Source organism: Alkalihalobacterium elongatum, assembly GCF_019024285.1.
Taxonomy (GTDB): domain Bacteria; phylum Bacillota; class Bacilli; order Bacillales; family Bacillaceae_F; genus Alkalihalobacterium; species Alkalihalobacterium elongatum.
In genome coordinates this window covers 34,164-57,904 of the sequence record NZ_WMKZ01000025.1, presented here as the reverse complement: position 1 = coordinate 57,904, position 23,741 = coordinate 34,164, and the positions used below count along the sequence as shown (strand labels likewise).

General features: G+C 37.3%; 29 protein-coding genes and 1 tRNA gene. 7 read left to right on the top strand and 23 right to left on the bottom strand.

All coding sequences use genetic code 11. The features are described from left to right. Positions 1–167 precede the first annotated feature (167 nt). The 7 genes from GKP30_RS18595 to GKP30_RS18570 all read right to left on the bottom strand — a co-directional run bounded on the left by GKP30_RS18595 (position 168) and on the right by GKP30_RS18570 (position 5,450). Positions 168–782 carry a flavin reductase family protein gene (locus GKP30_RS18595; protein ID WP_216830964.1) on the bottom strand — a complete coding sequence of 205 codons (615 nt, stop codon included), beginning with the start codon at positions 780–782 and terminating at the stop codon, positions 168–170. A gap of 113 nt (positions 783–895) precedes the next feature. Then, positions 896–2,038 carry an anti-sigma-I factor RsgI family protein gene (locus tag GKP30_RS18590; protein WP_216830963.1) on the bottom strand — a complete coding sequence of 381 codons (1,143 nt, stop codon included), beginning with the start codon at positions 2,036–2,038 and terminating at the stop codon, positions 896–898. 14 nt (positions 2,039–2,052) lie between these two features. Beyond that, positions 2,053–2,766: an RNA polymerase sigma-I factor gene (sigI, locus tag GKP30_RS18585; RefSeq protein ID WP_216830962.1), complete on the bottom strand. Its 714-nt coding sequence runs from the start codon at positions 2,764–2,766 to the stop codon at positions 2,053–2,055. A gap of 349 nt (positions 2,767–3,115) precedes the next feature. Continuing rightward, entirely contained in the window at positions 3,116–4,201 is a 1,086-nt protein-coding gene (locus tag GKP30_RS18580; protein ID WP_216830961.1) for a hypothetical protein, read from the bottom strand. 26 nt (positions 4,202–4,227) lie between these two features. Then, positions 4,228–4,728: a hypothetical protein gene (locus tag GKP30_RS18575; RefSeq protein WP_216830960.1), complete on the bottom strand. Its 501-nt coding sequence runs from the start codon at positions 4,726–4,728 to the stop codon at positions 4,228–4,230. Between the two features lie 271 nt (positions 4,729–4,999). After that, entirely contained in the window at positions 5,000–5,188 is a 189-nt protein-coding gene (locus GKP30_RS24055; protein ID WP_407928639.1) for a GNAT family N-acetyltransferase, read from the bottom strand. After that, the gene (locus GKP30_RS18570) at positions 5,109–5,450 is read right to left on the bottom strand and encodes a GNAT family N-acetyltransferase (protein WP_407928641.1); all 342 of its coding nucleotides are present in this window, start codon (positions 5,448–5,450) and stop codon (positions 5,109–5,111) included. The genes GKP30_RS24055 and GKP30_RS18570 overlap by 80 nt, the downstream gene beginning before the upstream one ends. Before the next feature lie 135 nt (positions 5,451–5,585). Here GKP30_RS18570 and GKP30_RS18565 point away from each other — a divergent pair, with 135 nt between their 5' ends. Both GKP30_RS18565 and GKP30_RS18560 read left to right on the top strand, forming a co-directional pair. Continuing rightward, the gene (locus tag GKP30_RS18565; protein ID WP_216830959.1) at positions 5,586–5,744 is read left to right on the top strand and encodes a hypothetical protein; all 159 of its coding nucleotides are present in this window, start codon (positions 5,586–5,588) and stop codon (positions 5,742–5,744) included. A 46-nt stretch (positions 5,745–5,790) separates the two neighbouring features. Further along, positions 5,791–5,866, top strand: a tRNA-Ala gene (locus GKP30_RS18560). Positions 5,867–5,929: 63 nt separating this feature from the next. Here GKP30_RS18560 and GKP30_RS18555 read toward each other — a convergent pair. From GKP30_RS18555 to ric, 3 genes are all read right to left on the bottom strand, one after another. After that, positions 5,930–7,072: a glycerate kinase gene (locus GKP30_RS18555; protein ID WP_216830958.1), complete on the bottom strand. Its 1,143-nt coding sequence runs from the start codon at positions 7,070–7,072 to the stop codon at positions 5,930–5,932. A gap of 183 nt (positions 7,073–7,255) precedes the next feature. Then, on the bottom strand, positions 7,256–7,795 hold the full coding sequence (locus tag GKP30_RS18550) for a hemerythrin domain-containing protein (protein WP_236035198.1): 540 nt from the start codon (positions 7,793–7,795) through the stop codon (positions 7,256–7,258). 1 nt (position 7,796) lies between these two features. After that, the gene (gene ric, locus GKP30_RS18545) at positions 7,797–8,510 is read right to left on the bottom strand and encodes an iron-sulfur cluster repair di-iron protein (protein ID WP_216830957.1); all 714 of its coding nucleotides are present in this window, start codon (positions 8,508–8,510) and stop codon (positions 7,797–7,799) included. 317 nt (positions 8,511–8,827) lie between these two features. On the opposite strand from ric, the gene GKP30_RS18540 reads away from it, so the two are divergent. After that, positions 8,828–9,373, top strand: a complete 546-nt coding sequence (locus GKP30_RS18540) for a hypothetical protein (RefSeq protein WP_236035196.1) — start codon at positions 8,828–8,830, stop codon at positions 9,371–9,373. Positions 9,374–9,445: 72 nt separating this feature from the next. On the opposite strand, the gene GKP30_RS18535 is transcribed toward GKP30_RS18540, so the two are convergent. The 3 genes from GKP30_RS18535 to GKP30_RS18525 all read right to left on the bottom strand — a co-directional run bounded on the left by GKP30_RS18535 (position 9,446) and on the right by GKP30_RS18525 (position 11,110). After that, positions 9,446–10,144: a Crp/Fnr family transcriptional regulator gene (locus GKP30_RS18535; RefSeq protein ID WP_216830956.1), complete on the bottom strand. Its 699-nt coding sequence runs from the start codon at positions 10,142–10,144 to the stop codon at positions 9,446–9,448. Between the two features lie 203 nt (positions 10,145–10,347). Further along, on the bottom strand, positions 10,348–10,929 hold the full coding sequence (locus tag GKP30_RS18530; RefSeq protein WP_216830955.1) for an endolytic transglycosylase MltG: 582 nt from the start codon (positions 10,927–10,929) through the stop codon (positions 10,348–10,350). Then, positions 10,922–11,110, bottom strand: a complete 189-nt coding sequence (locus GKP30_RS18525) for a hypothetical protein (RefSeq protein WP_216830954.1) — start codon at positions 11,108–11,110, stop codon at positions 10,922–10,924. Before GKP30_RS18525 ends, GKP30_RS18530 begins: the two co-directional genes overlap by 8 nt. Positions 11,111–11,399: 289 nt before the next feature. On the opposite strand from GKP30_RS18525, the gene GKP30_RS18520 reads away from it, so the two are divergent. Beyond that, a complete protein-coding gene (locus tag GKP30_RS18520; protein ID WP_216830953.1) occupies positions 11,400–11,549 on the top strand; it encodes a hypothetical protein in 150 nt (49 codons plus the stop codon). Between the two features lie 231 nt (positions 11,550–11,780). Here GKP30_RS18520 and GKP30_RS18515 read toward each other — a convergent pair whose 3' ends face one another. The 3 genes from GKP30_RS18515 to GKP30_RS18505 all read right to left on the bottom strand — a co-directional run bounded on the left by GKP30_RS18515 (position 11,781) and on the right by GKP30_RS18505 (position 15,027). Then, complete coding sequence (locus GKP30_RS18515) at positions 11,781–12,191, bottom strand: YugN-like family protein (protein WP_216830952.1); 411 nt, start codon at positions 12,189–12,191, stop codon at positions 11,781–11,783. A 172-nt stretch (positions 12,192–12,363) separates the two neighbouring features. Continuing rightward, positions 12,364–13,710: a glucose-6-phosphate isomerase gene (locus tag GKP30_RS18510; RefSeq protein ID WP_216830951.1), complete on the bottom strand. Its 1,347-nt coding sequence runs from the start codon at positions 13,708–13,710 to the stop codon at positions 12,364–12,366. A gap of 153 nt (positions 13,711–13,863) precedes the next feature. After that, positions 13,864–15,027, bottom strand: a complete 1,164-nt coding sequence (locus GKP30_RS18505; RefSeq protein WP_216830950.1) for an iron-containing alcohol dehydrogenase — start codon at positions 15,025–15,027, stop codon at positions 13,864–13,866. A gap of 248 nt (positions 15,028–15,275) precedes the next feature. Here GKP30_RS18505 and GKP30_RS18500 point away from each other — a divergent pair, with 248 nt between their 5' ends. Continuing rightward, positions 15,276–15,503 carry a DUF378 domain-containing protein gene (locus GKP30_RS18500; RefSeq protein ID WP_075387890.1) on the top strand — a complete coding sequence of 76 codons (228 nt, stop codon included), beginning with the start codon at positions 15,276–15,278 and terminating at the stop codon, positions 15,501–15,503. 83 nt (positions 15,504–15,586) lie between these two features. Here GKP30_RS18500 and yugI read toward each other — a convergent pair whose 3' ends face one another. The 5 genes from yugI to GKP30_RS18475 form a co-directional block, all read right to left on the bottom strand. Next, the gene (yugI, locus tag GKP30_RS18495) at positions 15,587–16,012 is read right to left on the bottom strand and encodes a S1 domain-containing post-transcriptional regulator GSP13 (protein ID WP_216830949.1); all 426 of its coding nucleotides are present in this window, start codon (positions 16,010–16,012) and stop codon (positions 15,587–15,589) included. A gap of 70 nt (positions 16,013–16,082) precedes the next feature. Next, complete coding sequence (locus GKP30_RS18490; RefSeq protein WP_216830948.1) at positions 16,083–17,303, bottom strand: DEAD/DEAH box helicase; 1,221 nt, start codon at positions 17,301–17,303, stop codon at positions 16,083–16,085. 9 nt (positions 17,304–17,312) lie between these two features. Further along, the gene (gene thiM / locus GKP30_RS18485) at positions 17,313–18,104 is read right to left on the bottom strand and encodes a hydroxyethylthiazole kinase (protein WP_216830947.1); all 792 of its coding nucleotides are present in this window, start codon (positions 18,102–18,104) and stop codon (positions 17,313–17,315) included. Between the two features lie 455 nt (positions 18,105–18,559). Then, entirely contained in the window at positions 18,560–19,738 is a 1,179-nt protein-coding gene (locus GKP30_RS18480; RefSeq protein ID WP_216830946.1) for an aminotransferase, read from the bottom strand. Then, positions 19,738–20,238 carry an Lrp/AsnC family transcriptional regulator gene (locus GKP30_RS18475; protein ID WP_216830982.1) on the bottom strand — a complete coding sequence of 167 codons (501 nt, stop codon included), beginning with the start codon at positions 20,236–20,238 and terminating at the stop codon, positions 19,738–19,740. The genes GKP30_RS18480 and GKP30_RS18475 overlap by 1 nt, the downstream gene beginning before the upstream one ends. A 215-nt stretch (positions 20,239–20,453) precedes the next feature. Here GKP30_RS18475 and GKP30_RS18470 point away from each other — a divergent pair, with 215 nt between their 5' ends. Then, the gene (locus GKP30_RS18470) at positions 20,454–21,083 is read left to right on the top strand and encodes a cysteine hydrolase family protein (protein ID WP_216830945.1); all 630 of its coding nucleotides are present in this window, start codon (positions 20,454–20,456) and stop codon (positions 21,081–21,083) included. Positions 21,084–21,183: 100 nt separating this feature from the next. Here GKP30_RS18470 and GKP30_RS18465 read toward each other — a convergent pair whose 3' ends face one another. Together GKP30_RS18465 and GKP30_RS18460 are read right to left on the bottom strand one after the other, a co-directional pair. After that, a complete protein-coding gene (locus GKP30_RS18465) occupies positions 21,184–21,654 on the bottom strand; it encodes an S-ribosylhomocysteine lyase (RefSeq protein ID WP_216830944.1) in 471 nt (156 codons plus the stop codon). Positions 21,655–21,785: 131 nt separating this feature from the next. Further along, positions 21,786–22,220, bottom strand: coding sequence for a hypothetical protein (locus tag GKP30_RS18460; protein WP_216830943.1), 435 nt, complete (start codon positions 22,218–22,220; stop codon positions 21,786–21,788). 168 nt (positions 22,221–22,388) lie between these two features. Here GKP30_RS18460 and GKP30_RS18455 point away from each other — a divergent pair, with 168 nt between their 5' ends. Next, entirely contained in the window at positions 22,389–23,582 is a 1,194-nt protein-coding gene (locus GKP30_RS18455; RefSeq protein ID WP_216830981.1) for an MFS transporter, read from the top strand. The last annotated feature ends 159 nt before the right edge of the window (positions 23,583–23,741 follow it).

Below are 23,741 nucleotides of genomic sequence, written 5' to 3'. Positions count from 1 at the left end.
TTGTTGTAAACTACAATTTAATATAATTTTTACTACTTTATGAATTATTTTCTTCTAGCTTTCGTATTCTTATACATTATGGTGCCAGGCACCTTTATCACTGTGTTGTAATAAAGGTGCCTGGCACTGAATATTAAAAAAAACCGCCAGTTCGGCGGTTTTCAGATTTATTTTACTGGCCTTTGCAGACTAAATACGTCTGTGAGGCGTGCGTATTCTGCCCCACCAAGCCGGCTAACCAATTGACTCGCATTGGCGCTGACTTTTCCATCTGCAAAAATATCATCTGCAAGATGAAACATAACTACTTCTCCTATAAGCAAATCGCAACTCGCTTCTTCTTCCGTTCCGAGAGCAATTGCTTGGTGCAAACTGCATTCCATTCGAATTTTTGCTTCTTTAATACTTGGAACCCTTACTACTTTACTTTCTGTTAAGGTTAACCCCGTTTCTTTTACCTCACTTACATTTGAAGGGTACTCCGCAGAGGTTTGATTCATTTGGTCAACGATTGCTTCATCCACCAAATGCACAACGAACTCTTTGCCTTTTAAAATATTTCTTCCCGTATCCTTAACGGTCTCGCCGTTTCTACGGCCTACTGATATTGAAATTAATGGCGGCTCTGCTGTGATAACGTTAAAGAAGCTAAACGGCGCTGCGTTTACGACTCCTTCTTCATTTTGAGAAGTAACAAAAGCGATCGGGCGAGGAATGACGGCACTACTTAAGATTTGATAATTTTCTTTCCTACTTTGCGATTTCGGGTCAATAAAAATCATCTAAGACACTCCTTTATTTTCTAACGTTCAAACATCTCTCCACCATTATAACAAAAGATGAAATGAAAAAATGGTGCCAGGCACCTGAAAGGTGCCTGGCACCATAATGAGTATTATGGGCGGTTGCCATTGTTATTTTGCGGTGCTTGATTTGATTTTGACGCACCTGGTCGTTCTTGTTGATTTTGCTGTCCAGAAGGTGTTGCTGGTCCCTTAATTTCTTGTCGTTCAGCTCCGTTGTTTGCTGGGGATTTTCCATTACCATTACTATCGCTATTACTCGATGAATTCCCTTTGTTACTTGGTGCATTGCCTTTGTTCTCTGATGACTTCCCAGCGTTGCTTGGTGCTTTTTCAGGGGCCTGGCCCTTATTTTCAGGGGCTTTTCCTCTATTTGAGTTATCCTGTTGTTTTTGCTCTTTAGCAGGTTTCTTGTTATCTGAATTCCCCTTATTTTGTTTGTCGTTCTCTTTTTTCTGTTCATAAGACTTAGACGATTGAGATCTTTCCTTTGCTCGTTCGTTTTTCGGCTGATTTTCCATTCTCTTTAACTCTGAGATCGTTTTTCCTTTGATCTCCTCTTTATTTTTAACAATTCCTCGCTTTTCTAACTGCTTGTATTGTTTATAATAATTAACTGGCAAATTAGATTGCTTGGCTTCGTCATAAACCTCTTTTTCATCTAGGGAAATCGTAACTGGTACAGTCGCATGATTTTTTCCTAATGATGTATCTATAGCATCTTTTAAGTCATCAATCAATTGATCTGAAGCTTCCTGTAAGGGAATAACTGATGTGACAACCAATGGCTCTACTTGCTTTTCAATATAGCCTGCTTCAATTGTTAGATCAATGATCTCGTCTATTACCACATATAAGTTTTCGTTCCAGTCCAGGGTCTGTACAATCTCCAATCCCTGTTCATTCAATCCTTCTGCTCGAGTAACCTGTAAATGACGATCCGTTCCAAGCTCAAAGCTAGGATTAATATCAAGTGAAATAATATACACTTCTTCACCTTTTCCACTTAGGGGAAAAATAAAGGAAGTGACGATAATTAAAAATAAGGCTGCTGCAACTGATGCAAGTTTGAATATTGGAATGGTTCTTTTCGGCTTTTCTATATGTGTAAACGATTGTCCTATGAGTGGCACCTCCGAAGGAGATCGTGGAATATTCTTAAATTTACCATCAGTCGTTAATAAAACAATCTGTTGTTCGGTCACTTTAACCACAGTACCTTTGATCGTCTCCATCTTTATTTCCCCCCTTATTCTTGAGTTCCCTTAATATATTCTGTGAGGTGAAGCCATTGTGGATTTAATTTAATTAGGATGAGTGTTATCACATATTTGCGATGACGTTCTATCGTCTTTCGTTTATACCCTGTCTTTTTAGCAAACGGACCAATTGGAAGTTGCTTTTTTCGTATTAGGCTTTCAACAAACTCATCATCACTAGTAAACGTAGCGGCCATTTCAAATAATGACAGCCGGGTATCTTCATGTTTAGGTGAATATTGTTCGAGTTCTTCAAATGAAATCTTATATTCTCTTAGCTTCTGATCTAACTCCAAGATTTCATCAACTAGATCGTGCGTTTGTACCATTTCCTCATACTTTTCAATTGCTTGATCATTTTCGAAGTTCAGTTCAGGTATATCGTGTTCTGAGTCACTTAAAGTAAGGGATAAATGGGCTTCCTTTTGTTCTTTTCTAAAATAGTCTATTAAATCTCTTTTAATGAGTAAGTAGACATAATTTTGAAAAGTGCGGCCACCTTCTTCAGAAAACGTATCGATCGCACGATTAAAAGCAATTAAGGCAATACTAGACTCCTCATCACTCCACGTGATAAACCTCTTACAAACGTGGCCAGTCACGTTGAGAATGTATGGTTTATAATGACGAATTAATTGCTCACGTGCAATATCATTCCCCGTATTTGCTTGTGCAAGGAAGTTTTTTAGTTTGGAACTCTCCATGATCGATACACCTTCTCCAATAAAACCACTACTATATATGTCGATAAGCATACGCTAAATTCAACCACCGGTAAAGTGGTAGAAAAGTGGAAGGCGTCAGCTTATCGGCGACAAGCGCTGGAGGGCCAGCAAAAAGTGTCCTTTTTTCGGACACGTTTGATGGACCGAAGCGACCTCGAGCCGATGACGCCTGCAACTAGACAAAGAAAAGTGGAAGCGGCCGTTTAGCGACGTATGGACTGGAGCCCTCCGTAGTATGTTAGAAAAAAAGACTGACTCTTTTAGTGTCAGCGTCTCTTCGAGGTGTGCATAACACTTCATCTGAGTCAGTCCATCTTAAAGCTACCTATTAAGGCCTTCCACCGTTCCCATTGCCATTACCATTTCCGTTCCCGTTTGAGTTTCCTTGGCCTTTTTCTTTAGCGTCTTGCCCACGGCTTTGCCCTGGTTCCTTAGCTTCATGTCCGCGTTTTTGGCCTTGTTCTGCTTTTTGCTTTGCGTTTTCTTTAGCTTGATTAGCTTTTTGTTCTGCTTTTTGTCTAGCTTGTTCCGCTCTTTCTTGACCCTTTTTCATATTTTCATTATTCTTTTTATCTTTTTGTTTTGGCTCTTTCACTTTTTCTTTCTTAGGAGCTGTTACTTCTTCTTCATTAGACACTTCTTCTGATTGCAATTCTTCTTCTAATTCAATCTCTTCTGCAATTCTATCTTCTCTTTCTGCTTTACGAAGCTCCTTACGTTCTTGTGCTCTTTGACGGTTTGCATCTGCTTTTGCTTGGTTAGCAAGCGCTTTTCTGATTCCTTCTTTCGCTTGTTCGGGTAAATCATCACGCTCTAATAGCGCTAGTAAATTTACTCCACGCATTGACGTTTTTTCAGAAATTTCTTCTTCGATATCTTTTAACTCATCTTCATCTTTAATTTCATCTTCATCTTTAATTTCATCTTCATCTTTAATTTCGTCTTCATCTTTTACTTCATCTTCTTTTGCTTGATCTTCTTCAATGTTTTCTTCTGCTTCTTCAATAGCATCTTGTTTATTCTGGATTAGCTCATTGATGTATTCTAGCTTTTCGTTGTAATTCTCAAACAAAATTGCAGCTTGCTCAAATTGTCCTTGTAGAAGAAGATTTTCTAATTGAACATTCGTGTTAGCTACAAACTCAATTAATAATCTTAATCTATCTTTCTCACTATCAGTTAAGTCTACTAAAGTCGATTGAAAGATATCAACAAATTCTACTAGTTCAAAGTCAGTTTCTAATACGCTGTCTTCCTCAACTACATCATCAACTTCGATGATATCGATTTCTTCATTTTGCGTTGTTTGTGGATTTGTTTTAACTACATCCTGTAATACTACATTTTCTTCAGCATTTACAGCTCCACCAATTAAAAATGAACCTGCTACTAGAGTACAAAGTATTTTTTTCATAAAACTCTTCCTTTCTCTATCCACTCTTACTGAGTAAGTTTAATATTTTCTTTAAATTGTTCTATTTCCCCACGGTAGCTAGAAAAGTCTTCTGAAGGGGACATAAAGGTTACGATTAACGTTTTTCCGTAATCATGATCTAAGAATAGATCCGACCGAATACTTTCTTTTTGGTTCGTATGAAATGAGAAAAAATTATCATTCTCGTCGAGGACTGTTATGAGTCCATCACCTAATTGAAGTTCCGTTTTGATTTGCTCCATTGTTTTTTCACTAGGAATAACAGAGACAATCGCTTTTAACGTCTCGTACTTGAACGTGGCATTTAAATTTTTTGAAAAAACTTCTTGCTCTAACGTCCAGTTAGGAGCTTCATAGATTTTAATTCCTGCATCCATATTTTCAAAGAAGATTTGTTCACTTTCTTCTTGGACTTGTTCTGGTGTTGTTGATGAAGCGGATGAGCATCCAGTCACAACTAACAAACCCGCAAGCAAACAAAACAACATTTTTCTACCTTTTAACATGAGGCACCTCACAAACTATGTACATATAAAAAATCTTTTTCTACTGAAAGCAGCTTTCCCACAGCTATACGGAAGGTGTTTTTATTTTTAGGGGGTAAAAGAATAATTTTTTTAGGGGACTGTTAAAGTATTCTTGAAAAGCGTGTAAAATAAACATTTCACACACCTGTGTCCTAATCAACGTAGTTCAATTAACAAAGCCTATATTCTTGTTTTACCCATAGCACGTTAAAAGCCGTAAAACATATGTTTTACGGCTTTTAATACAATATCAACTAATTTCATAAACTATCCACTCTGATCGCTGACCTCCCATTTTTTCATAGAGGGATTGTGCGGCTATATTATCCTGTGCTGTTTCCCAAGTCATGGAAGAGAAATCATTCTCCCGAATATAGTTTAAGCAGGTTTGGAATAACGCTTCCCCACCCTCTAGCTTCTGGGATGACAAAAAGATCATTAAGAATAGCTTGTCGCTTTACATTCAACGTACTAAATGTGAAATACATTGTAGCAAAACCAATCAACCTCCCATTCTGATCTTCAGCACCGAATTGGAGACCACTTGCAGGATGATCAAGTAAATGCTGAATGAGCGCTCTTAAATTAAATTCGTTAGGTTTCTCTCGTTTGTAAAAGTCAACAATGTACATGTTCATTAAATTAAGAAGCTCTGGTATGTCGTTACTACTCACTTTTCTGATATGGAACTCGTTTACCATTTAATGTCCTCCTAAACTGGTTCTGAATAATAAGTCGTTATTTCGTGCTATATAGTTACATAGAAAAGAAATAGTAAACTTTCTAGGGCACCGATTTTCTGTTAAAATAAGCATAGTTGGTAGGAGGTTGATCAAATGTATGATGCGTTACTGTTCGCTATCGCAATTTTTTTCGGGTGGATTATTTTTGACTTTGTAAAACATAAAAAGTTTACAAAAGAAAATGTTTTAAGTGCATTAATCGTTGCGGTGATCGCAGGGGTTGCTTGGGCTATTATCGAATGGATTTTTTAGTTGAAAATAATTATTAGAGTAGCTATAATTATCTTAATTACAACAAGGGGCATTAGCTCAGCTGGGAGAGCGCTACGCTGGCAGCGTAGAGGTCAGGGGTTCGAGCCCCCTATGCTCCACCATACATATGTAATGAAAGATGCTGAATTCTAAATCCAGCATCTTTTTTGATTTACTATAGACACTTACTTACTCCTTTTTCCTAACTGATACGTTCGCATCATTTGTTCGGTAATATTTTGCACCAATGGATGGACTAAGGAAATCGCCTCTTCCACTGAACATGGACCAGAAACGATTGGAAATGCTGCTGCAAGTCCTAGCTCGTCTAGCTGTTTTGCCGTCAACTCGTTACTGCCACAAAGGGCAATGACGGGTATATTATGATTTTGGGCCGAGTTACAAACACCAGAAATAACCTTACCCGAAAGCGTTTGTTCGTCTAGCTTTCCTTCCCCAGTAATGATTATGTCTGCTCCTGCAATGACATCATTAAAGTTCGTAACTTCCATCACCGTTTTAATCCCTGACATGACTTTTGCACCTAAAAATGCGATTAAAGCTGCACCCATTCCACCTGCAGCTCCAGCGCCAGGTGTAGAGTGGATATTAATAGAAAATAATTGATTTATGATCCTGCCATATTGATACAAACATTGATCTAATAGTTTAACCATTTCAGGTGTTGCTCCTTTTTGTGGGCCAAAAATAAAAGAAGCGCCATTTGGTCCACAGAGTGGATTTGACACATCACTCGCTATAACAAAGCTTGCCTTTTTGACCCTTGAATCTAGCTGTATAAGATCAATTTTATTTAAATCAATTAAGCTACCGACATCATTGGTAATTAATTCGTTTTTTTTGTTATAAAATTTAACCCCTAAGGCACGCAGCATCCCTACTCCGCCATCATTCGTTGCACTACCGCCTAAGCCAATAATAAACTTTCGATATCCTTGATCTAACGCGTGCAGAATGAGTTCACCAGTGCCAAAACTGCTAGTAACTAAAGGATTTCTTTCACTTTTTGCGAGTAAGGGGAGCCCTGACGCTTGGGCCATCTCAATAACAGCTGTTTCTTTATCACCGAGAACTCCATACGCTGAATGAATTACTCTTCCTAGCGGATCAGAAGCCTTAACATTAACGATCATTCCATCTGTAGCATGAATTAAATTCTCCAGCGTCCCTTCGCCACCATCTGCCATAGGAACTTCAATCAAATGGGCATCTGGGATCACCTTACGCACTCCTATGCCAATATCTCTACACAAGTCCTTTGCAGAAATTGAGCCTTTTAACGAGTCTGGTGCTAATACAATTTTCATTCTTATCTCCTTTTACCTTCCTGCTTATATTTCATTGTTTATTTATTCCTTATCCTTTTTAATAAACCTGCAAACTGTTTGAAGTTGTTATTTTTATTTAAAGATAGTCGTACCTTAAACGTTAATTAAGTTCTGTTAAATGCAAAAAGACAGACTTATACAGTCTGCCTTTGAATGACTAAATCAATTTAATTTTTTAGTTAATTCTTGCTTTTCTTGTGATGAAAGCAGTTGCTCTGCTAATGGAAACAGAACGTTTTCTTCTTTCATAAAATGTTCTGACAAAATGAAGTAGGCAGTAGCAGCATGATTCGCAATTGATCTAATTTCATTAGGAGTCGCTGTCTCACCCATTTGTTCTACCTTCGCCATAAACTGTTTCAAATTTTCTTTCGCTTGGTTATGTTCATATTCCATGACAACAATCGGTCCATTTTCACGACCAATATATTTGGCAACCATTTCGAAAACGATTCCCTCTTCTCGCTCAGAATGAGGTTCGAGTTCGGTGACAAATGAAGTGACTTGTTTGTAAAGCTGCTGAAGCGTTTCTATTGTAGCAGCCTTATCATTCCCTTCAATTACTTGAGTAAGCTCGAAAAAGTCTTCCATTTGCTGTGTTAGAGGAATGTGTTCTTTTTTCAATTGTTCAAGTCCAGGACATAGTTCTCCCGCTTCCTTTATCATCATGCCACTCATGCAGCCTAATTGTTGCATCGCCATCTTAGTTTGCCTCCTTTAACTGTTTAATGACTCTAGGAAAAAGAATATTATTTTCAAGATGTATGTGTTCAAATAGGTCACTTTCTAGGCCTTCTAGTTTCTGGAATGTTAATTGATAGGTCATGCACGCCCACTCTGGAGCCTTATAATCACTAGTCACTTCTCGAAGTTGTCTTAAAAGGTCTCCAGCTCCTTCATGCTCCGATTCTAGCTCTTCAATTTTTACAGATAACTTATTCATTAACTCACTCGTCGGGTTTTCATCGTAAGCTTTAATTAACGGAAAAACATTCATTTCTTCATCAATCGTATGCTGTTCAAGCTCTGTCTTTAAAGTGTGAAACAGTTTATGAATTTTAGCCAATTCAGGACTATGACTTCCATGCACACGTAATACCTTTGTAGTAAAGCGACTTAGCTCTGGTAATAGCTCGTTCAAATAATCATGATGTGTTGAGATAATATGATCGATCAATTCACCATTTGTCATTTCCTCCAATGTAATAATTGGCTTTTCTAATGATTTTAATAAGGCATTGTTTAATTGGTCTAAAACATCGGCACCATTTAAGTTTTTCTCGACAATAACTTCTCCAATTGGCCGGTTACCCCCGCAGCAAAAATCTATTTTATATTGTTTTAAAATTGTACTTGTTTCTGGTAATCGTGTTACTATATCTCCTGTTTTTGTTGTAAGATCAAAGACGGTTTGCATAATATAGCCCCCTCATTGAATTCATGTTTTTTAGTACTATCTAAATTTTAACGAATTCAAACGATAAATGTTGTGATGTACATCACAGAAAACAAAAACAGACTTCTTTGTTCAAAAAACTGTAAAAAAAGAAAAACTTTTATCAACAAACCAATACAAATTTAGACATATCTCTATCATGGTAAATATAAAATCGTATGGAAATTTGCTCGTTGGGACCTCATCACCCTTAAATAGACAATTTTTTCAAAAAAAGATCGATTTATGTAAAACGATTACAAAAGGGAATTTTGTCGTTTTACAGAAGTAACAAGTAGTTGAAATATTGCGAATACGACACGATTACACTAAAAGAAATAGGGAAGGTGATGGATTTGTTTAAATGGATGCCACATAAGGAGCAGGAAATATGTGAAAGAAAGCTAATTAAAGTGATGAAGCGGTTGAGGGTTGAAATTTACAATTTCAATTGGGATCGCAGCAGCTGTTATATTGAATTTCAATACAAGGAAAATTCGTATAGATTAGAACATTCAACCGAAAAGGCAAAAGAAAAAGGGATTGTTAGGTTAAAAAACGGATTAGATTGTCTAAATGAATTGGTAGACTCGCTGGAAGACCTGTGTCAAATCACAGAGCGAGGGACTTTTAGACTTGAAACATGGCTATACGCAATGAAACAGACACAGTCACCTGAGCAAGTTTCAGAATATTTAGAAGAAGTTCATATAAGGTATAAACCACTAGTGAAACAAACACATATGGAACCTACTAGGGAAGAGGAGTTCATGACTGTAAGCGCCGAATCACGATTAGGGGATTTTGATGACAGTCCCATCTTGAGACGATCTCCACGTAGCTAAATTTCAGAGTCGCACTGGTTTTCTAACGCCCTGTGCGACTTTTCTAATTAACCTCTTGTTTCGCATATAACCTTAATCAATTTGAAGTTCCTGCTTGATTAAGTCGACGGAAATGAGTGTAGTCCCTGAACTGCTTACTTGTAGCGTTTGGTTCTTTTTTAATTTCGTTAGTGTTCGACTAACGGTTTCTCTAGTAGTACCAATCATATTGGCTAGCTCTTGGTTCGTTAGTTGAATATTTAATTTGACGTAACCATCTTCTTGTTGTTGTCCATACTTTTTAGATAGCCGGAGAAACAACAGGAGAATTTGCTCATACGTATTATGAAAAATTTGTTCGTCTAGGCGATTTTGTAAATCAATAATTTTCTCTCCCAAGACACGAAACAGCTTCATATATACTTCAGGACGTTTGAGGAGCAGCTGTTCAAATTCAACAATGGGGATCACGACGATTGTGGCAGCATCCATTACCTCTGCATGTGCGGGAAAAGCCCCCGATCGAAAAAAGCCAACATGAGGAAACATTTCACCTGATTGAAAAATAGAGACAATCTGTTCTTTGCCATTAACGTCTGTTCGATAAACCTTCACTTGGCCTTTATCGATAAAAAATACTCGATTTAATGGCTCACCTTGTAAAAATAGCATTTCATGTTCGTTGAAATCTCGAAGTTGGGCAATGTCAACAACTGACTCTAGCTCTCTTTCTGTTAACTCCTTAAATAAAGGTACTCTCTTTAACAGTGATTTCATAGCCTCTCTCGTCATAATACCACTCTCTCCTTTCCTTCTCATTCTTTCCATTGTAACGTACTTATTTGAATTTGAACGTGAAAAAAATCACTTTGATCCTACTACTTCATTAGTCGCTTGATAACCTGCGCTCTATACGAAAAGGGTACTGCCAAAACGACAATACCCCCATTTTATATAAACTTTTTAAAAAAGATGAACACAGTTGTTATGAGACGTTATCCTGCTCTACCTTTCGTAATAACCTGAATAATTTCATCCATCGTCATGCCTGATTCTAATTCATGTTCTCCGATTTGGATATAGTTAGCCGCATTTCTTGACTCTACTCTATTCACAAATCTACTCTCACTTTTAATTAGTTTTTTATCCTTAAGAACTTTTGCTACATCGTAACTTACCATACCTGACTTGATCGTAATTTTATGTTTCTTTGGTTTTTCTTCTTTTTTCTCTTCTTCTTTCTTCTCTTCTTGCTTTTCTTCTTTTTCCTCTTCTTTACTTTCTTCCTGCTTCTCTTCTTCTACTTTTTCGTCAGCCTTACTGCTTTCTTTCTTTTCTTTAGCAGGCTCTTCATCTACAAGAGCGACTTCAGCTTCACTGCTAATCATCGTTTCAAAGTCTGCTTGAGAAACGACCATTAAATTATTCTCTCTTAGGAACATTTCAATTGATTCTTTCGTTAATACTGGTTCTTCAGCTGTTGTATGAGCAGGGGTTAAAATTGATTTAAATACTAATAATACGATACCTGTAATAAGAAACCCGATTGATAAGCCACGAGCTGTATGTTTATCCACGCTTAACCCCTCCTTCTTTCACTTCTTTTAGTTTATCTTTTAATTGATTAATCTCTCTCATCATATTAATTTGAACATTACTCACTTGTTCAGTTACTTCAGATTGATAGTCTTTAGCAAAAAAAGAATAAATAAACAAACCTGCACTAGCCAAAAACAGTAAAATAATTAACAACGTCATTATGTATTCCTCCTCCACTTTTTCTATAAAACTAGTATATAAACTTAATTCACCTTATTTCGACAAATTATATAACCTTAAAAATCATATCACTATTTCCTAATTCAAACAATCTCTCTTTTATTTTTCCTTAAAATTGAAACGATAGCCCCGATTATTATAGGACTTTCCTTTTATATCCATGATTTAAAAATGCTAAACAGTCATTTAGACACACTTCCTTTTCCTCCTAAAGAAACATGCATGAAGTATTCTCCTTCTTCAAAACCTATAAATGGAGGTGATTAAAATGAGCGATTGGAATAAGCAAGCTGCAAGAAACAATCATGATCGACAACCACATAAAGAAGAAAAAAAGAAATCGATTGCTGATGACATGATAGAGATGGACGTGTTAGAGGAAGTGATGCAAGATGCAAAGGCCATTGATAAAAAATAGCACTAAATAATTAAAATCACTTTAGGATATGAGAAAAACTGCACCTTTCGTTGAGGTGCAGTTCTCTTTTTTGCGATATCGGCGGAGATTCAAATATATCGGCGTAACTTTCGATTTATCGGCGAAGTCACATCATTTATCGGAAAAACGACAACATTTGACAAACAATGATGACGTTAGAGCATTAAACAAACGTTTAATTAACGCGTGTGTTCGCTGCTCTGCCCTATTTTATTTCGGAAAAAACAATAATGTAGCTTCAAGCTCTTGGACTAAACTTTGACCAGAAGTAATCATATCTTGCGGAACCTCAGCATCTTTATTTTCTGGCTCTGCAAATTGGTTCATAAATGAATTGTATTCCAAAATGTTATCATCGAGTGACTCTTGGAAGTCATGATTTAAAAGGAATGGCTTACCTAATTCCACTTTAACTCCTTTCTGATCGAGTTCTCCGTCTACAGCCTTAAACGGAACACGTAAAAATACATAATTTCCGACTGTTTGATCGACCTTATAGTCAAAAAAGCCATGATCATAGTCCCAATTACCACCGATTACATAACCAAGCGGCTTCAACTTTTCTTCTAAATGTTGAAGCTTAAATTGTTTATTTTCAATGGCAGAATTTAATTGGATCATCCTGCTTCATCCTTTCACTCACGTTGTTACCTATAGCTTACCCTCTTTCCATTAAAAAATGCCCTGCTGACTCATTCGAGTTGCAGGACAATTTTTAGTATCGAATTTTTATGTGGCTTCTTTTTAACGAGTCTCTTCTCAAAAGCTTTTTTTCTAACAGCTTTAATTAGTCTTACAAGCGCTTTTCAAGTTCAGCTTTTTCTGCTTCAAAGCCTGGTTTACCTAAAAGGGCAAACATATTCTTTTTGTAAGCTTCAACACCTGGCTGGTCAAACGGATTTACACCTAGTAAATATCCACTGATTGCACAAGCTTTTTCAAAAAAGTACACCATGTAACCAAAATAATAGGCATTCATTTCTGGAACATTTAAAATTAAATTCGGCACGCCACCATCTGTGTGAGCTAGCATCGTTCCCTGGAAAGCCTTTTTATTGACGAAATCAACCGTTTCTCCTGCTAAATAGTTTAAGCCGTCTAAATCATTATCGGCTTTTTCAATAACCATTTCCTCGCGTACTTTCTCTACATTAATAATCGTTTCAAATAAATCACGACGTCCATCTTGAACGTATTGACCCATAGAATGTAAATCTGTCGAGAAGTTAACGGATGCAGGGAAAATTCCTTTTTGGTCTTTTCCTTCACTTTCTCCATATAATTGCTTCCACCATTCAGAAACATACTGAAGTGAAGGTTCGTAGTTAACCATTAATTCAATCGTTTTTCCTTTATTGTAAAGAACATTACGGATCGCAGCATACTGATAGGCTTCGTTTTCCGCAAGACTTGGGTTTCTATAGGCCTCTCGTGCATCTTGGGCACCTTTCATCATCGCTTCAATGTCGATACCTGCTGCTGCCAGTGGCAGAAGACCGACTGCTGTAAGTACAGAAAAACGTCCACCAACATCATCAGGAATTACAAATGTTTCGTATCCTTCTTCTGTTGCGACCGTTTTTAAAGCACCTTTAGCTTTATCCGTTGTTGCATAGATACGCTTTGTTGCTTCTTCTTTACCGTATTTTTTTTCTAAATAATCACGGAAGATCCGAAATGCAATAGCAGGCTCAGTTGTCGTTCCTGATTTTGAAATTACATTAATTGAAACATCTTTTCCTTCAATGACAGTTAACAGGTCTTTCATATAGGTTGAGCTAATGCTATTACCTACAAAAAAGATTTGGGGCGTTTCACGCTTGTCTTTTTCTAACACATTATAAAAAGAATGTTGAAGTGCTTCCAACGCTGCACGTGCACCTAAATATGAGCCACCTATTCCAATAACTAAAAGAACATCTGTATCTGATTTAATTTTTTGGGCAGCTTGTTGAATACGTGAAAATTCTTCTTTATCGTAGTTGGCTGGTAAATCAACCCAACCAATATAGTCATTTCCTGCCCCAGTGCCGTTATGTAATTGATTATGTGCTGTTTCAATAGCTCCACTTAAATAATCAACTTCGTGTTGATTAAAAAATTGTGTAGCTTTAGAGTAATCAAAGCGTATCGTGCTCATTTAATTATCCTCCTAATTAACATTCATTCTCCACTCTATCTTTAATAGCTTTTCCCTTGCATGGGATGAACATGCTTTTTTAATAAGTCTTTTTATGTACATTGTTGCATTTGACGTCAAACGTGAAATGCAACAATGTTAGGTATGAGCCTTTTATAAAGCTTCTGTTAGTATTTTCACTGTGGCTTCTTTGTTTAGTTTTTTAAAGTTTCCGTAATCACCGAACACGGTTGCAATTTCAGCCATTTCTTCGATACGACTGTTGTCGATATCATAATCAGCTAAACGTGATGGGGCTCCAATGCTATTCCAGAAATCAGATAGACGCTGAACTCCCTCTAGAGCAACCTCTTCATCTGTTTTACCATTAGGATCTACACCGAAGACACGTGTTGCTAATTGAACATGGCGATCTAGGTTTTCACCCATTGCATACTTAATCCAATGAGGGAAGATGATAGCTAAGCCACCACCGTGTGGAATATCATAAACAGCAGAAACGGCATGCTCTAAATTGTGTGTACCCCAATCTCCTCTTGCACCCATTTGTGTGATTCCATTTAATGCCATCGTACCGCAATAAAGGATCGTCTCACGATATTCATAATTTTCTAAGTCCTCAACTAGCTTAGGACCCACTTCCATTACTGTCGTAAGAATAGATTCACAAATTCGGTCTTGAAGCGGTGTATTTGTTGTATGATGGAAGTACGCTTCTAGAACATGGCTCATCATGTCGACTATTCCGTAAATAGTTTGATCTTTAGGAACCGAAAATGTATGAGCTGGGTCTAAGATTGAAAATTTCGGGAATGAATATGGACTTGCCCAACCGACTTTTTGATTTAAGTCCCAGTTTGTAATGACCGAGTTTGCGTTCATTTCAGATCCAGTGGCTGCTAACGTTAAAACGGTTCCCAGTGGTAATGCTCCAGTTGGACGGGCTTTTCTCGTAATAACATCCCAAATATCCCCATCAAATTTTGCTCCGACTACAATGGCTTTAGCAGCGTCAATGACACTTCCTCCACCTACTGCTAATACGAAGTCAACATTTTCTTCACGACATAGGTTAACTCCCTTTTGTACGGTCGTAAGTCTTGGATTAGGCTCGACTCCTGAGAGTTCCACGACATGAGCATTAATCTTTTCAAGTTCGTTTAAGACATTGTCATAAATACCATTTCGTTTGATACTTCCTCCACCATAGACAAGTAGTACTCGATTTCCATACCTTTTAACCTCTTTACTGAGTTGTTCTAACTGTCCCTTACCAAAAATGAGTTTTGTTGGGTTAACAAACGTAAATGATTGCATGTATATACAACTCTCCCTTCACCTTTATTATCAATGAGTTTTCTTTAAGTTGCAACAAACTAGTTACACTAGAATATTATTTGATTCTTATTAGCTATTTAGCATCTTGAATCCTCCTAAACAAAAGTTTAAACTTTTTGCAATTTATAAAGAAAAGTCAAGAATGCATATTTCTTAATGAAATTCAACATTCTAAAAGAAGAGCACAATCTTTATCAGTGCTACAAAACTTGACGGAGGTGGATGTTATGAGTGGCATTCAGCGTACAGCTTTGGTATTGGCAATCATTGGGGCCATCAACTGGGGGTTAATTGGGTTCTTCCGATTTGACCTAGTGGCTGCAATCTTTGGTGGTCAGGCAGCTGGTTTCTCCCGCTTTATTTATGCACTTGTTGGTTTAGCTGGACTTTATTGTATTTCCATTCTCTTTAAGCCTGATGAAGAGCTGGAAAGAAGTCCTCAGCCAGAGCGTTAATATGTATATGATTACAAAATAATATTTATGGCAAAAAAAAGAGAGACCTGTTTCCGATCAGGTCTCTCCTTTTTGGTATTCAATTAGCGCTTAGAGCGTTTGTTTAAATCTGCTTGGATTTCGTTAGATTGTTTTAACCAATCTTTTAACTTATCTTCAAGCGTGTTAAATCCTTGAGTTGCACTTTGTTTCTCTTGCTTTCTTCCGCCACCTTGTGGACGAGCTGGACGTGCAGGACGCTCTTTTCTTTCTGGACGCTCTGGAGCTGGTTGAGTTGCACGAATAGATAATGAAATCTTTTTCGTGTTCTCATCGATTGATAATACCTTAACTTTCACCTCGTCTCCTACTGATAAAACTTCATTAATATCCTTAACGAAACCGTGGGCTACTTCAGAAATGTGAACTAGTCCTTGTGTGTTTTCATCTAATGCTACAAACGCACCAAACGCTTTAACACCAGTTACTTTTCCTTCTACGATGCTACCTACTTCTAAATTTGCTACCATACAATATACAACTCCTAAATATTTTTTAACCTTCTTAGTCTAACATAACTTTATGATTAAATCAAAAATTTTACTTTTTAGCTTTTGGCTGTTGTGGCTTATAATTAATTGGCTTTTGCTTATTAATCGGTTTTTTACCCTGTGGACGATCACTCTTATTATAATCGGTTAGCTTGCCATATTGATATTGTTTTTCATGAAGTGTTATATCAAATGCTTGCGCCCATTTCTTTAACTTATTAATTTCATGTCGCGTAATTAATGAGATGACCGTTCCTTCTTTTCCCATTCGTCCTGTTCTTCCCGCTCGATGTAAGTAACCTTCTTTTTCTTCGGTTAATTGCAAATTCATCACATGTGTTACATTTTGAATATCAATACCTCTTGCTGCTACATCAGTTGCAACCAGTATATGAAGTTCACCTTTGCTGAACTTGTTCATCACATCGGCTCTTTCAAATTTGTCTTGTTCACTTGATAATGGACCTGCTTTAATACCGTGGTAAGATAGCTTTTCAACGGTTTCCTTAACTCTTTCTAAATTATTAACAAATACCATTCCTCTTGTTACATTCAAGTTTCGGATGATGCCTTTTAATTGATCAACCTGCTGTCTTCTGTCCCCTACAATGAATAAATGCTCAATCTTATTTTTCACTATACCCTCATTAACAGAAAGGAAAACCGGGTCACTTACCTTTTGAGAGAGTCGATTTAAGAGCTCTGGTGTTGCTGTAGCCGAAGCAAAGATAAATTGACAATTACCAGGCATTCTTCGCTCTAGTTGAACATAATCCTCGTTGCTCTTTTTATCTAAAATTTGTCGGTCCGCCTCATCAAAAACAACCGATTCCACATTATGGAGCTTTAATTTTGATTCTGCTAGCTCTAAGACCCTTTTTGGTGTCCCAACAACGAGCTGCGGTTTCGCTTTTTTTAACTTTTCTAATTGGCGCTTAATATTTCCGCTACCGATAAAGGCTTCAACATTATAAGTAGTATCTTTTGTTAACTCTTTTACTTCCTGAAAAATTTGCATCGCCAGCTCTTGTGTAGGTGCGATGATTAAAGCTTGAGTATCCTGCTTTGTCTCATCTAACTTTTCTAATAAAGGCAGTACGAAAGCTAATGTTTTTCCACTGCCTGTTTGTGAATGTAGGACAACATTTTTTCCAGCTAATATATTCGGTATTCCTTGTTCCTGAATTTTCGTCGGTGTTTCAATTCCCTTTTCTGCTAAAACTTTTACATATCGTTCATTTAATCCTAATTCTAAAAACGTTTTACTCATTTTATCCCTCTATTCTATAATTGAAAGCTTCTTGTATTGTTCATATTGTTTACCAGTTAGTTGATGTAATCCATTTAAAAAAGCTTCTTGATAGGTACCAATTCCTTTTTCCTTTGCCTGTTCAAAAGCCATTTCTCCAGCGATTCCGTAAAAAGCTAACCCTTCTGCTAACGCTTCAACAGGATTGTCTTTTTTTACTGCGAGAAATGCGCCTAACACAGCACCTAATAAACAACCTGTCCCAACGACTTTCGTCATCCAATGATGTCCGTTTGATACTTCATATGTAAGTTGACCGTTTGTTACGACATCAGTTTCTCCCGTAATGACAATTAATGTTTGAAAAGCTTCATACGCTTTTTTGGCGAGCATGTCTTTCGGTATCGTTGTTGACCCATCAACACCTTTTATCATACCACTTTCACCTAGTAATGCTGCAACTTCTCCACCGTTTCCGCGAAGGACATCGACCTTCACGTCGGCAAGGATGCGTTTAGTCGTCTCTGTTCGGTAGGACGTAGCTCCAGCACCGACAGGATCAAGAATAACAGGAACTCCCGCTTCATTTGCGGCTTTTCCTGCTAGGATCATTGCTTCAACTTGCTCATTATTTAATGTGCCAATATTTAAAAGCAATGCTCCCGCTATTTTAGCTAGATCTTGTACTTCTTCTTTTGCATACGCCATAACAGGTGATGCGCCGATTGTAAGCAGTCCATTTGCTGTAAAATTCGTAACAACTACATTCGTCATACAATGGATAAGTGGTTGTACTTCTTTTATTTTTTCAAAAGCATACATCCTTAACACCCCAATTTCGTTTTTTAAAAATTAAATCTATTTTTTAGTAATACTTGTATAAACTTCTGTACGGTTGGTAATAACTGTTTACTACCATATAGTATTCCCCCTTTTTAGACAAGGCTTAATGCCTTGTCTTTTTTTATTGTTCACAGTTGGGGGTTAGGATTCTTTTCTAACGATGAGATTTTGGTTAGTGGGCAGATAATATTTTTAGGTTTTGCCGATATATTGAAAGTTACGCCGATATTTTTATTTTCCCGCCGATATATCCAAAGTTGCGCCGATATTTTTGTTTTCCCGACGATATATTAAATTCCGCCTTGCAAAAGTAGAAATAAAACAATAAAAAATGCTGTCCTTTGAAGCGGTTTGCAGTGACTAGCGCTTGCTAGCATGCTTTTTACTTCTAGGACAGCATCTTTTTCGTTCAATCTATGCTCACTCTTTACATTTTAACAATGATTTTCTAAAAACTTTCCGATACGTTGGACCGACTGTTCTAAATTTTCCATTGATGTTGCGTAAGAACAGCGAATATGTCCTTCTCCGCCAGAACCAAACACATTTCCAGGCACTACTGCTACCCGTTCTTCAAGGAGAAGCTTTTCTGCAAACTCACCCGAGTCATAGCCTGTATTTTTTATTGATGGAAACGCATAAAAAGCGCCGCCTGGTGTGTGACATGGCAGGCCAATTTCGGCAAATGATTTAACGACAAAATTTCGACGTTGATGGTAGCTTTGGACCATCTTCTTTACATCGTCTAACCCGTTTTGCAGCGCTTCAAGCGCCCCGTATTGAGCAGGTGTTGACGCACACATCATTGTATATTGATGGATTTTTAACATCGCCGCTGTAATATCTTCAGGTGCAAGTGTAAATCCTAATCTCCAGCCTGTCATCGCAAAAGCTTTTGAGAATCCAGAAATGACAACCGTACGTTCACGCATACCTGGCAGACGGGCAATCGAGTAATGGGTCGTATCATAGGATAGCTCTGCATAAATTTCATCCGATAAAACGAGCAAATCGTGCTTCTTAATCACATGTGAAATGAGCTCGAGCTCTTCTTTTGTCATCACGGCGCCTGTAGGGTTATTTGGAAAACAAATCATGACAAGTTTTGTTTTAGGAGTAATGGCTGCTTCTAATTGAGCAGGTGTTAACTTAAAAGAATCTTCCTTTTTCGTTCCTACGGAAACAGGAACCCCACCTGCTAGAGAAACTATTGGCGCATATGAAACAAACGTTGGCTCAACAACGATAACTTCATCACCAGGATCAACGAGTGCACGAATCGCTAAATCAATCGCCTCACTCGCACCGACTGTTACAAGCACTTCACTTGTTGGACTATAGTGGAGAGCAAATTCTTGGCTCATGTATTTAGAAATTTCTTCTCTAAGCTCTAACAGACCAGCATTTGCTGTATAGGCTGTAAACCCTCTTTCCATCGAAGAGAATGCTGCTTCACGAATATTCCACGGAGTCACAAAATCTGGTTCACCGACTCCTAGAGAAATTATATTATCCATCGTGGATGCTAAATCAAAGAAGCGTCGAATACCTGATGGCTGAATTGACTGAACGGCTTTTGACAAACGTTGGTTTACTCTTGTTGAATTTGTCATTACGGAGTCACCACTATTCTACGATCTTCCTCACCATCTTCAAACACAACCCCATCATGCTTATACTTTTTCAATTGAAAATGGGTCGTCGTTGAAATAACGGAATCGAGCGTTGAAAGTTTTTCAGAAACAAACCGCGCTATTTGTGACATGCTTTTTCCTTCAATAACCACGGATAGATCATAAGCACCCGACATTAAATAAAGCGCCTTTACTTCAGGAAAACGATAAATTCGCTCTGCCACATCATCGAACCCTACTCCTCGTTGTGGTGTTACCTTAACATCAATAACTGCTGTTATATTTTCCTGATCATACACTTTACTCCAATCAATGACTGCAGAGTAGCTCAGTATGACCTTTTCTTTTTCTAGCTTTTTTAAAATGCCTTCAACTTCCCCTTCGCTAAGGTCTAGCATTTTTGATAATGTATTTATACTAATGCGCCCATTTTCCTCAATAATTTGAAGAACTTCTATTTCTTTACTATTCACCCCGATACTCCCCTTCCTAGCTATTGGTTGTATGTGTATTTTTTATTTCGTCTATAATATCATATTAACAAACTTTAAGGACTTACTTTTCGAAAAATTCACGAAAGTAAACTTTTAGACTGGTAAGATTGATCAACTAGACGACTACTTATTTAAAGTGTTTTCTTAAAGATTGTTGCTCTTGTTTGTAAAGCATCCTAATTTAAAGGGAGGTTTTTAATATGCCTATAATTAATAAGGACTTGCATGATTTTGTGCCTGATAACAAAAGTGTAGCATTGCTTATTATAGATATGATTAATGATTTTGAGTTTGATGACGGTGAAAAGCTTTACGAGTTTGCCCTCCCTGCAGCTAAACAGATTGCCCTGCTAAAAGCTAGCGCTAAAAAACAGAATGTCCCTGTTATCTATGTAAACGATAATTATGGGAAATGGCAATCAGACTTTCGTCATCTCATTGATCACTGTTTGCATGATGGTGTTCGTGGACAAGCCATTACAGAGCTTCTTTTACCTGACGATGATGATTATTTTGTATTAAAACCAAAGTATTCTGGTTTTTATTCAACGCCACTCGATTTACTACTTCAGTATTTAAAAGTGAACACGCTAATTATTACAGGCGTTGCTGGTAATATGTGTGTTCAATTTACAGCAAATGATGCTTACATGCGGGACTTTTTATTGTATATCCCAGAAGACTGCGTTGCCTCAAATGACAAAATAGTAAATGAAGAAGCCATACATCTCATGAAAACTGTGCTGAAGGCATCTACAGCACATTCAACCCATTTGAAAATAGAAGAAATCATCACTAAAGCGAATCAATGTGAGCATAAGCCACTTTGATTAAACCATTGTAATGATTTGATCAACCGAAATAAAAAAGCAGTGAGAATGAACTGCACCCCACTGCTCCTTTTTTAAACTAGGTTTTAATAAAACGGTTTTAAAATATCTCTTTCAAGAATTCCTTGTCATGAGATAGCCAATGCTTCATGAGCTTTTGTGCTCCTTCTAAATCATGTAACTTCGCTTGTCCACATTGTTTCTCATTTGCAGCTGGAACTTCTTTTAATTCTATTGAGTAGTTCATCGTTTTTTCTAGAACATCGATAATGTCTTCCACCGTTGCTTCCCCACTAACAATTAAATAAAAACCTGTCTGGCATCCCATTGGTGAAAGATCAATAATGTCGAAATGATCTTGGTCTTCAGCGAAGCGGCGAATGTTTAAAGCAAGTAAATGCTCTAACGTGTGGATCGCTTCAGGACGCATCGCTTGTTTGTTCGGCTGACAAAAACGAATATCGAATTTATTAACAACACCGTCTGTTCCAACCTTGTGTGTCCCACAAGGACGAACGAATGGCGCTTTTACAATTGTATGATCGAGTTCAAAACTTTCTACTGTTGGCATAGCTGATCACCTCTAAGAAAATGTCTTTTTCCCAACAAGTATAAGGGATTTGAGTAGCATTTGTCTAATGAATTCTGAAAATTATATAAGATTATAAAATCACTAGCTACATCTTCATCCCTTAGCGATCACTATTGTTCATTTTTAAACGTCGGTTGATAACCGTTTAATTCAATCTTTTTAATTCCGTGTTGCTCTGCAAACTGGTAGACATCATCTGCATAAGTATCTGGCTTGAACCTAGCGAGCTTCCAGCGCATTCCTTTAGTTGGTTTGATAAGTACGTTCGGGATTCCTCTTAAGTTTATAAAATATATTTCTTTTACTTCATTAGCTGCTGCCTCTTTTTTTACGATAACGAGACCAAATAGAATTACCCGATACGTTAAGGTCGTTCCTTTTATTTTAAATTCATAGGACAAAAAAAGTGCACATACAAAAATTACTAATGCTATGTAAGGTAAAAACATGATCCGTTCATTTAACATAAATAAATTGATTATCGTTAAAAAGATCAATATGACCCAGATCATTTTTCCTTCTTTTGTTTTATAAACCTTCTCCAATACATTCCCCTCCAGCTGTTATTTCATTATTATCGTACCATTTTTAGTTGATCCTAGCACTTTTTCCTTTCATATTATTGTCATTTACTCTATAATATTTAGAGTACCGAAATATTTTTCAACAAGAAGGTGTGTACCGTGACGATAGAAAAAAAGAATATTGTCATTATGTGGTTTGCGAACTTTCTCGTTGCTGCTAGTGCAACAATGGTTTTACCATTCTTGTCTTTGTATATTAAAACGTTAGGTGAGTTTTCTGATGCATACGTTCAGCAATGGGCAGGTTACGTATTCGGTGTAACATTTCTCGTTGCCTTTTTATTTTCACCCTTTTGGGGAAGATTTGGAGATAAGTACGGTCGAAAGAAAATCCTAGTTATTACATCCGCAGGAATTGGGATCAGTGTCCTCTTAATGGGTTTTATCACCTCTGTTACAGAGTTGTTTATTCTCCGTGCTTTCATGGGGATCGTAACTGGTTTCATTCCAATGTCTGCAGCTTTAATCTCCGCACAATGTAAAAAAGAAACAGCTGGAAAAACACTTGGAACGCTACAAACAGGAACAGTAAGCGGTGGTTTATGCGGACCGCTGCTCGGTGGGATACTAGCCGATACAGTAGGGTTTCAATATACGTTTACGTTAACTGGTGCTGTCATTATTTTAGCTTCTTTTCTCGTATTATTTGGAATTAAAGAAGTTGTCTTTAAAGAACCAAACGAAGAGAAGAAAGTGTATACACGTAAAGATGTAATTATGCACATTTTTAAAAGTCCGATTTTAATGTCTGTCATGCTCATCTCACTCGTCATCCAAGCAGCTAACTTTAGTATTCAGCCATTATTAGCACTTTATGTTCATGAATTAACTCGAACTGAAAACTTAGCCTTTCTTGCTGGCTTTGCCTTTTCTGTCACTGGACTAGGAAATTTAGTGGCAACACGCAGATGGGGCGCATTAGGGGACAAGATTGGACATGGAAAAGTTTTAGTCATCTTGCTTTTGACATCAGCATTATTCTTTATTCCGCAAGCTCTCGTCACAGAGCTTTGGCAATTAATCATTTTACGATTTCTGTTTGGATTACAAATCGGCGGGCTGCTTCCTTGCATGACAGCCTATATTAGACAGTTGGCACCATTGTCTGTCCAAGGTGAAGTGCTCGGGTACAACGTCAGCTTTCGTTTTTTAGGCAATGTCATCGGTCCAGTAATGGGCGGGACAATTGCGGCAGCATTTGGGATTGGAATGGTCTTTTATATTTCAGGATTTTTACTCGTGATCAGCGGCGTCATTTTATGGATCTCTGTAGCTCGTGAAGGAAAAAGAAATGAAAAGAATGAAACGAACCTATCTGCGTAGATAATATGGAGTGGGTATAAAATAAAAGGCTGTGGAATGTTTGGACTAGATTTCCGAATAATCACAGCTTTTTATTTTTGCAGTTACCTGGTGAACCTAGGTGAGATGCTTAAAAATACAAACCGAGGGTTACCAAATTCAAACAGGTTTAATGATTGT